This window comes from Allomuricauda ruestringensis DSM 13258 (assembly GCF_000224085.1).
GTDB lineage: Bacteria > Bacteroidota > Bacteroidia > Flavobacteriales > Flavobacteriaceae > Flagellimonas > Flagellimonas ruestringensis.
On the sequence record NC_015945.1, the window covers coordinates 1,058,369 to 1,072,064 of the forward strand.

8 protein-coding genes are annotated in these 13,696 nt (G+C 41.3%); 5 read left to right on the forward strand and 3 right to left on the reverse strand.

Features of this window, described 5'->3' with window-relative positions; all coding sequences use genetic code 11:
- Positions 1–13 precede the first annotated feature (13 nt).
- On the reverse strand, positions 14–3,733 hold the full coding sequence (locus tag MURRU_RS04765; RefSeq protein ID WP_014032291.1) for a metallophosphoesterase: 3,720 nt from the start codon (positions 3,731–3,733) through the stop codon (positions 14–16).
- Between the two features lie 47 nt (positions 3,734–3,780).
- On the opposite strand from MURRU_RS04765, the gene MURRU_RS04770 reads away from it, so the two are divergent.
- Positions 3,781–4,974 (forward strand): Pycsar system effector family protein, encoded by a 1,194-nt coding sequence (locus MURRU_RS04770; RefSeq protein WP_014032292.1) that lies wholly within the window; start codon positions 3,781–3,783, stop codon positions 4,972–4,974.
- Between the two features lie 3 nt (positions 4,975–4,977).
- On the opposite strand, the gene MURRU_RS04775 is transcribed toward MURRU_RS04770, so the two are convergent.
- Positions 4,978–7,353: a hypothetical protein gene (locus tag MURRU_RS04775; RefSeq protein WP_014032293.1), complete on the reverse strand. Its 2,376-nt coding sequence runs from the start codon at positions 7,351–7,353 to the stop codon at positions 4,978–4,980.
- A gap of 117 nt (positions 7,354–7,470) precedes the next feature.
- Here MURRU_RS04775 and MURRU_RS04780 point away from each other — a divergent pair, with 117 nt between their 5' ends.
- The 4 genes from MURRU_RS04780 (at position 7,471) to MURRU_RS04795 (ending at position 11,503) form a co-directional block, all read left to right on the forward strand.
- Entirely contained in the window at positions 7,471–8,367 is an 897-nt protein-coding gene (locus MURRU_RS04780; protein ID WP_041801316.1) for a metallophosphoesterase, read from the forward strand.
- Between the two features lie 2 nt (positions 8,368–8,369).
- Positions 8,370–9,533, forward strand: a complete 1,164-nt coding sequence (locus tag MURRU_RS04785) for a helix-turn-helix domain-containing protein (protein WP_014032295.1) — start codon at positions 8,370–8,372, stop codon at positions 9,531–9,533.
- 89 nt (positions 9,534–9,622) lie between these two features.
- Positions 9,623–10,765 (forward strand): acyltransferase family protein, encoded by a 1,143-nt coding sequence (locus tag MURRU_RS04790; RefSeq protein ID WP_014032296.1) that lies wholly within the window; start codon positions 9,623–9,625, stop codon positions 10,763–10,765.
- Positions 10,766–10,840: 75 nt separating this feature from the next.
- Positions 10,841–11,503, forward strand: a complete 663-nt coding sequence (locus MURRU_RS04795; protein ID WP_014032297.1) for a hypothetical protein — start codon at positions 10,841–10,843, stop codon at positions 11,501–11,503.
- A 10-nt stretch (positions 11,504–11,513) separates the two neighbouring features.
- Here MURRU_RS04795 and MURRU_RS04800 read toward each other — a convergent pair whose 3' ends face one another.
- Positions 11,514–13,682 (reverse strand): acylase, encoded by a 2,169-nt coding sequence (locus tag MURRU_RS04800; protein WP_014032298.1) that lies wholly within the window; start codon positions 13,680–13,682, stop codon positions 11,514–11,516.
- Positions 13,683–13,696 lie beyond the last annotated feature (14 nt).

Below are 13,696 nucleotides of genomic sequence, written 5' to 3' on the forward strand. Positions count from 1 at the left end.
TTAAACAAAACTGCTAAAACCCAAATCCAAGACCAAAGGCAAAACGCAGACCATCTGTACTGTTGAAAAGTCCAAGATTTGCAGACACTATATCGGCACCATTCAAGAAAAATCCTCCTCCGTAAGAATTATGCCATTTGTCCGAATCCTCCCCTGGAAACCATACACGGCCGTAATCAAAACCTCCATAAACCCCGGGGGTAACAGGTAACAACCCTGTTTTTACACTTCTAAAACTGTATCGAACGTCCGTGTTTTGAAAATATGCCGTTTTACCCGTAAATCGTTGAAAGCGAAATCCACGCAGACCATTATTGCCCCCTATACTGGCAGCTTGATAAAACTCGTAGCCATCCCCAATGGTAAAATGTCCTTTGAACTTGGTCGCCAAAACCAAACGCCCATCGGCAGTTAACTTGTTGTCCATAGAAAATGAAGGGATTATATATCCAAACAATCTTGATGAATCATCCAGATTGGTTTTAAAACCACCTTCCAACGAAAACCCCATTCCCAAAGTGGGAAACGCCTCGTTGTCAGTATTGGAGTAACTATACACTGCATCTACCCCAAAGAAACTCAAGTGGTTTTCTTCCCCATTTTCAATATAAAATTCATTGATGAACCTGTTCTCCGTCTCTTCAATTTCAATATTTTCATAAGCTATTCCCAACCGAACTTTAGATCCTAAAAATCCGCGCCAAACCAAGGAAGGTGCAAACTTCAAGGTCTGAATCCGTACCCTGTTGTAGTCCAGCCCCAAAGGCTCATCGCCGTCATTGTTTACCGTTTCATTCCCAATTCCGAAAAAGTTACGGGTAAAGTTGGGACTGGTAAACCGAGCATGGACCTCAAGGTTGACCTTATTAAATACATGGGCAAACTCACCTCTGTACCCTATATCAAATCCATCCGTAGCAAAATAATAGGCCGCGTTGAATGTATGTTGTTGTGTAAAGGGGTTTTTCCTGAATCCATTAAAGGTATAAGTATCGGTCAATCCTATTCTGACACCATCGTCGGGATTGTAACCAATAGTGGGCAATACTTGGTTGTTGCTGCCTTTTACATTTAAAAATTCGTAGGTATTGGTATCGTAATCATTAATTAGATTTATGTTCCCTCCATAAGCACCATCAAAAGTGTTTTTTTTGCTCTTAAAGTCGTAAACGAACAATTTTTTGGAGTTTTCCGAGATTTTGTACTCATCATTGTTTTGCCCTCCAGCTATGCGTACCTTTATTTTTGATGTTTCCGTATCGGCATCGAACACATCATCATCATCCAAACCATAGATCCAAATTTCCTTGGTATAATCCGAATCATAAACCTTATTGAAGAAAAGGTCCGTCATTTCCCCTCCTTTTATCCGATAAGCTCTCACCTCAACATCACCATTGGGCAAGGAAACAATATTGAAATAATCGTCTTTATCGGTCCCTGTGACCACGCTATATTTGTTTAATACGGCATAATAGTCCTTTGCCGTTTGGACAAGTGTTTTTTTTCTGGCCAGAAGAATATTCTTGATCTCGGTCAAGGTTTCATCCCTAACCTCTTCGGGAAAGGCCAAAAACGCATCGTCAATAATGTTGCCGTCCAAGTTTTGTTGAATAAACTTGGCTTGATCTATCCACACATCCAAATCCGTTTCAGACAACAGCGCCATATCCAAAGCGAATGTTCTAGGTGATGATGTAAACCCTTTTACGCTTCTTATTTTTTCGTGAAATCCCTCGAAAATACGCAGTGCAGGCACAGCTCTGGAACCAAAATTCATGATAAGGCCGTCTCCCCAGCGAGAAAACACCTGATCTCTATCTCTTGGAATTGGTTTATATACTTTATTGCCCTCTTCTGTTTCAAATTCGGCCCAACGCCATTGATCCACATGCCTATCCCAGTCCCCAACGAGAATATCGAACAAGCGGGCCTTTACGTATTCTTTCTGGTCGATGCTATACTCCTCATCTTCCCTCAATTTATCCATGAGGTCATACGTACTTTCAATTTTTTTTGTGTAACCAAAGCTTTTCAAATTGTCGTGGTCATCCGAAACATGCTCCTCGATCATATAAAGCATATCCCCAAACTCCTTGTTAAAGTCTCCCAAAACGGATTGCTTGGGCACATAATACAGCTTAGGATTGGTATGGTACATGCCCAGCGCATCAGAAAGTTTACCTATGGTAAAAGGAGCGTACGGATGCGCTCCCGTATATAGGTCCAGCAATAGTTTTTCCGTATACGTATCCGAAAACTTCCCAATAATGTACTGATCTTGGAAGGCCATGGCCTGTAGGTATCTTTCGGCACTTTTTCGCAATCCCCGCATCACATACTCCCTGCCGTCCTTATCAGCTAATCTCAAAGAATTGGATTGATTGCCCCCTCCCTTTCTTACAACGGTCAAACCTCCTAAAAGGGTGTCCAAACGTACGGTTGGAGCTTTTACTTTGGTTCCATAGTATTTTCTGTACCGATCGCCCCACAACCATTTGTGAAAACCGCTTTTTTTAATCTCTTCGGGAGCATAAACGGATGCCATTTTGTACGCTGGAAAATTGTCGGATAACACTACTCGTTTGGTTGACCTATCGGGTGGCAGCACTTCCGTTTGAAACAGCATCTCGTTGGTATTGGCATCCGCCCCATAAAATTTCACCTGAGACGAACCGTCTTTATACACCTTCAATATGGCATATCCATTTTTTCCTGTTGAAAATTTACTGCCGTTCAACAATCGGGTTGCACCTGTTTTTGCCCCAGAACCACTCACAATCTGTGGTTTTCCGTACTCCTCAATATACTGTAGTGTGTGCTCGTGCCCAGAAGCAAAAATAATCTTGTCCGAATATTGCGAAAGGGTTACAATCCTATTTTTTAACTCATTGTACTTTTTATTGGAAAGATCCTCTATTGTGGCGCCAGAAGTTTTTCTCAAAAGGTTGATTGCCGTTCCCAAAATAGGCATGGGTACTTTGCCCCCGCTAGGATACATGCCTTGCTCGAATGAAAATTGGCCGCCATGGGTGCCATAGGAAAACATAGGGTGATGCATTGCTATGACCACTGTTTTATCCCTGTTCTTTTTGATCAAGCTTTCCAGTTCTTCAAAAAAACGGCCCCTGTCCTTTATTTCACATTCATCGTTGATGGTCGGGTGCTTGTCCCAATCGACAAGGTACCATTCCGTATCAATGGCAATGACCATAACCTTATCATTGATTTCTATTTTTTCAATGGGGCAACCATTCTCCGGTTGAAAAGCGTTCTTGTTGTCCAGCACATCTTCAACATATTTCTCTTCCCGTTTGAGCCCCTCCAACCCATCGCTGTACCAGTCGTGGTTCCCGGGAATAAAAATGGTATTTCCTTTAAAGGATTCCAAAGTGGCCAACTGTGCATCCAAATAGTGTTTGGAGCGTTCGTGGCCTACAAGGTCATCGTCCTTGTCCACAAATCCGGCGGGATATATGTTATCTCCCAAAAAAATGGCCGTGCTGTTTCTATCGGCGTCATCAAGAACTTTTTTAAACTTTTTTAAGGTAGGGTTCAATTCACCCATTGGGGATTTACCCGCATCCCCGATCAAAAAAAATGTATGTTCTACCTCTTTTTCAACCAAGGAGCTGTGAGCAGAAAAAGGTTCGGCGTATTTGGTCTCGTAGGTTGCGCAGGCAGAGGCCAGGACCAACAAGAAGACAAGAAAGTAATGTTTCTTCATATTCATGAGGTTGATTCCAAAATTTTGTAATTTGGATGTTTTAATTTGGAACTATGTCGGAAATTGTCGAAAAAACTGAACGCTTTGTTTCTGAACTGCTAACGGAAAAATTGGATTCCAGGTTCGTCTACCACAACTTACGACATACCCAACGAGTGGTTAAAAGTACTAAAGAATTGCTCAATTATTACAAACTGGAGGGGGTTGAAAACGAAAGGTTATTGTTGGCTGCTTGGTTCCACGATGTTGGCCATACTAAAGGTTGGGAACATCACGAGGAAAATAGTTGTGAAATCGCCAGAGATTTTCTTAGTAAAAATGACTACGACCCCGAAGGCATTGAGCAAGTCTGCTCGTTAATCATGGTCACAAAAATGTGCAACGAGCCCACCAATCTTATGGAAGGTATTATCCGTGATGCCGATATATCCCATTTTGCAAAAAAAAGCTACTGGGAAACCACAGATTTTTTAAAAGAGGAACTCAGAGAACTGGGGATTGCTGATTATTCAGCTAAAGAATGGCGGGACAAGAACATTAAAATGTTCCGAACTAAACATAATTTTTTTACCGATTATGCCAAGGAGAATTGGGAGGAAGGAAAACAACAGAATCTAAAAAAGCTCCTAAAGGAGAAGAAGGAAGAGAAAAAAATTGCCAAAAAAGAAGCTTTAAAGGCAAAATACAAAAGTGAGAGCCCGGACAGAAGTGTACAGACTTTGTACAGGGTCACTTTAAGAAACCATCTTAAGCTCAGTGATATTGCCGATACAAAAGCGAATATATTATTGTCCGTAAACGCCATCATAATTTCGTTGGTGTTGGCCAACTTGCTCACCAAACTGGACAACCCATCCAACACGTATATGATCTATCCCACATTCATATTGATCATGTTCAGTGTTGTTTCCATGGTCCTATCCGTTTTGGCTACACGACCAAACATTACAAGTGGTAAGTTTACAAAAGAAGATGTGGAAAAAAAGAGGGTAAACCTCCTGTTTTTTGGCAACTTCCATAAAATGGAGCTTGAAGAATATGAATGGGCCTTGCAAGAGCTTGTCAAGGACAAAGATTACGTGTATTCCTCACTTACCAAAGACCTTTATTATTTGGGTATTGTCCTGAACAGAAAATACAAGATACTTCGGATTACCTACAATATTTTTATGATAGGTATGATTATCTCCGTAATTTCCTTTGGGATTGCCTTTCGGTTTTTTGGCCCTGATAGGCTTATGTTCTAAATCTTAGGAACTCAGTTCTTCCATAAGGTCATCGTAGGTATAGGTGCGCTCGGATTTTTTATCTTTTTGATATAAAATCTCTGCTCTGATCGCCTTTAAACCAGATACGCCTTGTACACCCTCCAACTCTACAATTTCGATATTGTTGGTAAAATACCCTTTTGCCTTTAAAAAGCTGATGTAGCGCATATACTCCTTTTCATCCTTGCGCTGTGAGTATACAATGGCAAGTTTGCCTTTTTGCGTCAAACGCTCATTGGTGCCTTTTATGAAGGATTTATCTATACGTTTTTTAATGACTTCGTATCTGGCATTATAGGTGCCATCAACATCAAAACGCTTTTCATCCATTCTAAAGCGAATAGCCAACGAGGTGCTATATACCAAAACCAATGATGCCACATCCAACTTAACCGGTAGATGTGGTTTTAGGCTGTAGTATTTGTTCTCCATTTCGCACATTACCTGGAGCTGCCACAACCTTAGGTTGCTCAAGAAAAGTTCGTTGAACTCCTTATCCTTGGTTATGGATTTACCAATGTACATATTGTGTTCCACACCATCGGTTTTGTAACGCTCAAAATAGTGTGGGAACATCTCTTGGGCTTCTTCCTGTCTTTTGTCCAGAAGAGCTGCGAGTTTCATATTGGCCTCCATTACACTGTTATCGTAGTTTCTACGATGATCATAATAGCTTTCGGTAGCCTTATCAATTTTCTCGCTATATTTTTCCAGTAAACTGGCGATTTCGGCATCTTCTTTTTGAAGATGATCAAAAACGGGGTCCACTTCTTCTTTCACAAAATCAAAAACGGCCTGTTCGGTGTGGGTGAACAAGGCTTCTTTTATCTCATTCAAATAATTGTTTACCCGGAACATTAACTCCTCGTAAATGGGCAACTTGTATTTTTTAAAGGCAACTTCTAAAATCTCATTTACCTCGGAAAGTTGGATCATCAAATCCCTTTGAATGGCAAGGTTACGTTCTTGCGAAGAGTCTTTGATATCAATCTGGCCGTATAAAGGATACACATCCTTGAAAACAATTTCCTTGAATACAGGTTCGTTGCCCGTCAACTCATCTGCCATAAACCGTTTGGCCTCTTCTTGGAACTTCCAATACACGGATGGATGCACGGAAGTACACTCGTGCTGGATTACGGCATCGATCAAGTTCTCCTCTTCCTCAATGGTGCGCATTACGGCCGCAACAATGTATGGCATCACATCATCCAGCTTGTTTGCATTAACGCTGTTGAGCTCGTTCACTTTGCCAGATACTAGCTCCAGTACCCCCAATAAATTTCCATTTACAGCAATCGGGGCCAAAATAGCACTTTTAATGCCTTGTTCCAACAAGCTTTTATAGGGTTGGGTCTCTCCTTTTGATTCTTCAAAATATTTTTCAACATTGGATATGGCAAAGTATTTGTTCTCTTTGAACAACTTTTCGTGGGTATAATTACAAAAGGTACAATCACAATCTTCCATATCCTTGCCATTAAGGATGTAACTTTCCATCCCCTTGCCATATATCTTAAAAAAGCGATTGGCGCCGGAATCGTACCCCGAAAAGCCCACTTTTATATCGCTAAGATTAAAAAATGACCTAAAGGTATCTTCAAAACTCTCCATGAAGGTTTCCTTACCTCTTTGGGCTCGACCTATCAAGGTTGATTTTATCTCCGATACGGAATGCTCCGCAGTAACATCGAACATATTGGATATTACAAATCCCTTGGCTATAAAACTGTTCGGTGGTATTTTTTCTTTCCACAAATCCAAGTTGTAAAAGCTGTCCAGCAACTCATCAACATCATCTTGGGTGATTTCCTTGGCTTTTTCGGTGGGGATAATTTCCATGAAATCCGCATTGTACAAAATCCTGTACCTACGCATCACACCATTGGTATCCGGTATATCGTAGAAGAAGGGGCGCTTAAAGTCCAATTTATAACCGTAATAAAACTGTAGTATTACAGCACACCTCATAATGTAATCGAACTCTCTGGGAATATTGGTTATTTCGAGGTCAAAATCCTCACCTGCATCTGTCAATATCTGACGAAAACGCTCGGATGAATTGAACACTAAGTTCTCAAAAGGAGTAGATGCGGTTTTAATTTCATTTTTTGTCAAAATCGGAGAAAAAGAATCTTCCAAAATAATTCGAATAACATCCTTGTATTTATCCAATAAGGACAAATCGGTAAAACCATCCCTCAACTCTGGGTAGGGGGCCTGTGCCTCCAAAACATATTTTGCTCTTTCGGCAATATGCGGATTGGTGCTTTCCAATTGTTCATCGTAATATTCCAACAGTTTATTGAAACTTACCAGTTGAACCAAAGGGCTTTCCGAATTAAGGTTGTATTTCATACCCTTGTTAGTCGAGGTTTAGCCTGCAAAGTTACAAAAAGTAAAAATGCGGGGCCATTAATGGATATCTTTATGGACAAATCGTCCTTTTTAAGGATATTTAGCAAAAACTTTTTCATGTCCTCTTCAACCCGATTAGATCGAGCCTACAAAAACGCGAAGACCATTTCGTTTGATGAGGATTCCAAATTTATTTTTTTTAGTGATTGTCATCGCGGTGACAACAGTTTTGCAGATGATTTTGCCAATAACCGGAACATTTACTTCCACGCACTGAACCATTACTACCGTGAGGGTTTTCATTATATTGAACTGGGCGATGGTGATGAACTTTGGGAAAATATAAGCTTTGACTCGATTATTGAAGCACATAAAAACGTGTACCAACTTTTACGAAGGTTCCATTTGGAGAAACGGCTCTATATGCTCTGGGGCAACCACGATATGGTGTATCGGGACCCTGATTATGTTGATAAGCACCTTTCACATTATTTTGAACCTATTGATGGCTCCGACAAAGAGCTTTTTGAAGACATTACTTACCATGAAGCGCTTATTCTAAAACACACGGATACTGGACAGGAAATTTTCTGTGTTCACGGTCACCAAGCAGACTGGTGGAACTATGTATGTTGGCGTATTGGTAGGTTTTTGGTACGGGTTTTATGGAAACCGCTCCAAGTCGTGGGCATTGCCGACCCTACCAGTCCTGCTAAAAATTATAAAGAGCTAATCCGCATTGAAAAACGCATCAAACGGTGGATTTTGAAGAAAAACTTGCTCCTCACCCTTACAGGGCACACGCATAGGCCACGGTTTCCGGAACCGGGTCAAATTCCCTTTTTTAACGATGGGAGCTGTGTCCACCCAAGAAGCATCACGGGCATTGAGATTGAAAATGGAAAAATCTCCCTCATCAAATGGCACATTGACACCAAACCCGATGGAACACTTCAAATTGTACGGGTTTTATTGGAAGGACCGGAAAAACTATCGGACTACATCTCCCCCTGAATATGGAAAACTTTGAGACCATACTTGATCAAATTCCCATTAGGCACGACCTTGCATCACACATTATGCTTTTGGGCATTGTTCAAGGTTTTTTCTTGGCCCTAGTTATTTTTTTGAGGGCTAAACGGAAATCGGCCATCAATTTGTTTGGTTGGTCACTTTTGATACAATGCCTGGTTTTTTTGGATGTCTACCTCTGTTACACTGGTCTTATCAAACATATAATCCGCCTGAATGATTCTACCGAATTTTTAGTGCTCCTCATCACCCCTACTCTTTATTTTTTCCTGTATACTTTATTGGAACGAAAACCCATCACCCTAAAAAAGCATTGGCCACATTTTGTCTTGCCCGTATTGTATGCCGTTTCACAAGTCAACTATTATTTGGGTCCCATTGAGGTAAAACTCAACGCCTACTTGGGAGCTTACCACCGAGATCTGGGCTTTGTGGACATTCCTGGAAACATGAATTATTCCTACCACTTCATCAAAGATCAGTTTAGGTGGTTGGTGCTTTTCAGTTTTGCATTTTACTTGGTGCTGTCCCTTTTATTGGTGATAAAAACTAGAAAACGGGGGTGGACGTCGCCCAAAAACATAAAAGTGGACAAGTATATTTTTTCTAGGAACACGGTTGCTTTTTTTATGGTGCTGATGCTGACCCTACTTTTCATTTTTCTAAATTACGAGGACGATGGTGGCGATCATTTTATTGGTATCGTGCAAACGGTCACCATTTTCATCACTTCCTTTTTTATTCTGTCGGAATCCCGCTTTTTTGAAAAATCTTGGATTGCGGACAAATACGAGACCCTCGCCAGCAATTCCATCAAGTTTGAAACCATTGAAAGTTTTATATCCGAAACCCACTACTATTCCCATCAAAATATAAGTTTAAAAAAAGTAGCTGAGGAACTGGGCACCAACAGCAATATCGTTTCCAAATTGATCAATTCCGAAACAGGAACCAATTTCAACGACTACATCAACCAAAAAAGAATTGCATTGGCCCAACAAAGATTATTGGATGATGCATTTAAACAGCTTACTGTGGAGGCCATTGGACAATCCGTGGGGTTCAAATCCAAATCCGCCTTTTACAATGCTTTTAAAAAGCATGCTGGGCAATCACCTTCCGCATTTATGAAGCAAAAAGGAGTGTAATTTCTCCATAATTGCAATTCAGGACGTTTCCCGAACCAAAAAACATCCCTGTTTAAACCACGCTTTTCATCTTTGGAAAAAATTTTAGGATGAAAACTACCATCAGGCGTTACGATTTGGATTGGCTACGGGTCATCGTGTTCGGCCTTTTAATATTTTACCATGTAGGAATGTTTTTTGTACCGTGGGGCTGGCACGTAAAAAACAACGAAATATACGATTGGCTTCGCTGGCCCATGCTATTCTTGAACCAATGGCGCTTGCCCATACTTTTTGTGATATCCGGTATGGGAACCTTCTACGCTTTGGGCAAAAGAAGCATGGGTAAATTTGTGTGGGAACGTTTTCTCCGTTTGGGAATTCCCTTAGTTGTCGGTATGATTTTGATTGTACCGCCACAAGTGTATTTTGAACGGCTGGTCGAGGGTGCGTTTTCAGGTTCGTACTGGGAATATTTTACCACCGTTGCTTTTGATGGCGTCTACCCCGAAGGTAATTTGAGTTGGCACCACCTTTGGTTTTTGCCCTATCTCTTGGTCTTTTCGTGGGTGTTGGCACCCCTTTTCGTCTATCTAAGAAAACATAAAACCCGTTTTATTGAATGGGTCAAACATTTGATTCAAAAAACATGGGGCATTTATCTATTTGTAATACCCCTTTATCTTGTTGAATCCTTGGTGGAACCTTTTTTCCCGATTACTCATGCCTTGGTAGATGATTGGTTCAACTTCATATTTAGTATAATCCTGTTCTTTTATGGCTTTGTTCTAATTGCCATGGGTGATGTTTTTTGGCAAACATTGGCCAAAGTGAAGAAAAAAGCCCTGACTTTGGGGGTTATCGGTTTTTTCGGTCAGGTAATTATCTGGTTATTTTTTGAAGATGGTTACGTAATCCATTTTACAGAAGCTCTTTTAAAAGTAGTAAATATATGGTCTTGGATATTGGTGTTGTTTGCCTTCGCAGCTAAGTACCTCTACAAGCCTAGTTCTGGACTTGCCTACGCAAACAGGGCCGTTTATCCCTTCTACATTTTGCACCAGACCATTACCGTTGGCATTGCGTACTATTTGATGAATCTAGATTGGGGATTGGTACCTAAAACATTAGTATTGGTGGTTGGGACATTTGGCATCAGTTGGCTCATCTACGACCTTATTATTTTAAGAACCCCAATATTACATCCGCTATTTGGTTTAAAAGGAAAGAGCAAAAGAAAGCCTGCAGATTAACGATTTAACTTCAATTTATAATGCTGATGGCAAGGTATTTGCTAAATTTATATTTGGATTATTGCCTTTGTTGCCATGAAAAAGAGAATTTTTGTTTTATTGGGGGTTATTCTTTTCACCTTGCCCATATTCGCACAGGGAGACTTGCCCACCACGCGACCGTTGAAGGTTGGCGACAACAATAAACTCGATGTAAAAGCGAGCAACCAAGGTACTTTACTTCGTATGCCTTCGGTACTGGATGAAAACCTAACCTCCAAAAATGAAAAGCCCGGTGTTAAAATGTTGCCCGACAGGGAACTCCTCCAAGCGGGTCACGATATGGTCATAGACCCCAAAGTGATGGAAAAAAGGGAGAAAGGAGCCAACGAACATTTTGGTGATCAGTATTTGGGCGACTTTAAAACCACCGCAAAATTTGTGGGCATCGTTGCAAGAGACCACGAGTATGTGGATGGCGACCGCATCAAAATTTATGTGAATGGAAAGGTGGTTGAATACAACCTACTGCTATCAGGTTCCTTTAAAGGTATCAACCTAGATTTGATTAAAGGCTTTAACCGCGTAGAGTTTGAAGCCCTGAACCAAGGTTCATCTGGCCCAAACACGGCCCAAGTCGTGGTAACCGACGATAAAGGCGTAGTTATCCACAACAACCGCTGGAACCTTTCCACAGGTTCCAAGGCCAGCCTTATTATTGTTAAGGAAGAGGATAGTGACATAGAAAAAAGCAACTAACCTATTTTTCTCAATACTTCTCACCAGGTGAATACGTCACTTTAGCTCGTTTTAATACATCTTCCTTGTAATATGCCGCGTCTTTGAATTCTTTGTCCGCGTAGCGTTGTGCTTGATCATTAAAATGTGGTGAATCTGGATTACCACTCTGCCCACCGGCCAGCATCGTCTTGGCCTTTACTTTATCACCAAATTCCACCGCGGCCACAAAACTGTTGCCCCGAGTACCATAGATTTTTTTGGTATTGTTATCATAACGGGCTCCATAGGCAGCCAAGGCACCCCAACGTCCGCTCGCAAAACCGATTGGAATACTGGGTTTGGCATCATCAAAAGCTTGGCGAATATCACCGTTCAAACGTTGGTAACGGTTTACTTCGCCCCAAGGCATTTTCCATGTTCCGAAATCGGTTTCCAATCTATCCAATGTTTCTTTTAGAAAACTTAATTTTTTCTGATTTTCCCATTCATCACCCCAATATGCCACCCATTGCATGGAATACATCCCTTCAGGTCTTTCTGCTTTTGAATAACATAAAGTTCCATAATAATGGGCCAAAGTCATGGCGATGGATTCTTTTGATGTTGTATAATCCCAATTCCGTAACACTTCAATCGCATCTTCCAATTCTGGATCTGGACTTACATCATAAGCTTTTACCAACCCTGGAATCAATGTTTCAAAAGCTGGTAAATAGGGGTCGTGAGCCAACTCGATTAGGCTGTCCAACGTATATCCGCTACGCCCCGTCAATAATCTAATAGCATGAATGCCCCTAAAGTTTTCCTGGTCCCGTGACATATAGTTGGGATAATCCTCCTGCTTTGGACTGAACTCAAGAGCCGAAGTAAAAGGAGTGGAGTTACAATTTTGAATCCAGCCATTTTCTGGGTTCAACACCAAAATATTTTCATCCACGGTGTGCAAACCTTGCCAATCCGTTTTGGGATTGCTCCCATCCACGGGTTCGGTATAATCAAATATAGTGTCTCGTTTTGGCACAAAATTTCCGTGGAAATAGGCAATGTTTCCTTCGGCATCGGCATACACGGTATTGTTGGATGAATTGGTTCGAATATCCATCATCTCCCTAAAACCAACATAACCATCCTGTTTGGTTCGGATGTAGGATTGCTCCAATGCCTTTAGGGGTTCCCACATCATCGCCGATGCGGTCCATTGGTCGTCCACTTGATGCGTAATCGGACCATGATGCGTTCGGTACATGGAGAATGTCTTTTCTTTTATACTTTCGCCATCTTTGTACTTCAAGGTTACTTTGCTGGAATCCACAGGTCTCAATTCCTCTCCATATTGATAAAACAGCTTCCCATCATTCTTAACAATGGTCTCCTTGAACTCATCCATCACATCGGTATAGGTTGATGTATGCATCCACCCCGTTTTTTCGTTGAAGCCCTGATACACAAAAAACTGACCCCAAGTGACAGCGCCATATGCATTCAACCCTTCTTCGCTCACCACATGCACCTCTCCTCTAAAATAAAATGAGGTGTGTGGGTTGATCAAAAGCATGGCATTGCCCGATTCGGTCAAATCCCCAGAAATGGCAATTCCATTGGAACCTTGAGGCTCGGCCATTTCCTCCTCTTTTTTGAGTTGAAGGGCTTCCATTTCGGGCAATTCCATCCCGCTTTCGTAAAAACTTCTGATTTTTCGCGTGGAAATACGCTCAATATCCCCTCCTATGGAACCTTCGCTAAAATACATGGGCATCCAAGGTTCAAAACGGGTCAGCAGTTTGGGTTTAACCTCTGGGTGAGTATGTAAGTAGTAATTGATGCCATCCGCAAAAGCATCACAAAGTTCCTTTAACCATTCGGGGCTTTTCTCGTAATTGGCCTTGGCCTCTTCTTCTGTCATAAACAGTTTTGCACGCAAATCACTATACAACGCATCTTCTCCTTCAACTTCCGCCAAACGACCTGTGGCCCAGATATAATTTTGCTCAACCCGGTTAAAATCATCTTCACATTGAGCATACAACAATCCAAAAACAGCATCGGCATCGGTTTTTCCGTAAATGTGCGGCACACCAAAATCGTCTCGGATAATCGTTATGTCTTCAGCTTGCGCCTCCCATTTTTCAACTTCGGATTGAGGTTGTTCGGAACAGGATAGAAACAATAAAAGTAGTGCAAGGATTGTAATTCTCATTTCGGGGATTAGTT

Excerpts from the sequence above, each read along its gene's own strand:
- MURRU_RS04780 (WP_041801316.1), top strand. The coding sequence starts at position 7,471 with ATGTCCTCTTCAACCCGATTAGATCGAGCCTACAAAAACGCGAAGACC.
- MURRU_RS04770 (WP_014032292.1), top strand. The coding sequence starts at position 3,781 with ATGTCGGAAATTGTCGAAAAAACTGAACGCTTTGTTTCTGAACTGCTA.
- MURRU_RS04795 (WP_014032297.1), top strand. The coding sequence starts at position 10,841 with ATGAAAAAGAGAATTTTTGTTTTATTGGGGGTTATTCTTTTCACCTTG.
- MURRU_RS04790 (WP_014032296.1), top strand. The coding sequence starts at position 9,623 with ATGAAAACTACCATCAGGCGTTACGATTTGGATTGGCTACGGGTCATC.
- MURRU_RS04800 (WP_014032298.1), bottom strand. The coding sequence starts at position 13,682 with ATGAGAATTACAATCCTTGCACTACTTTTATTGTTTCTATCCTGTTCC.
- MURRU_RS04785 (WP_014032295.1), top strand. The coding sequence starts at position 8,370 with ATGGAAAACTTTGAGACCATACTTGATCAAATTCCCATTAGGCACGAC.
- MURRU_RS04765 (WP_014032291.1), bottom strand. The coding sequence starts at position 3,733 with ATGAATATGAAGAAACATTACTTTCTTGTCTTCTTGTTGGTCCTGGCC.
- MURRU_RS04775 (WP_014032293.1), bottom strand. The coding sequence starts at position 7,353 with ATGAAATACAACCTTAATTCGGAAAGCCCTTTGGTTCAACTGGTAAGT.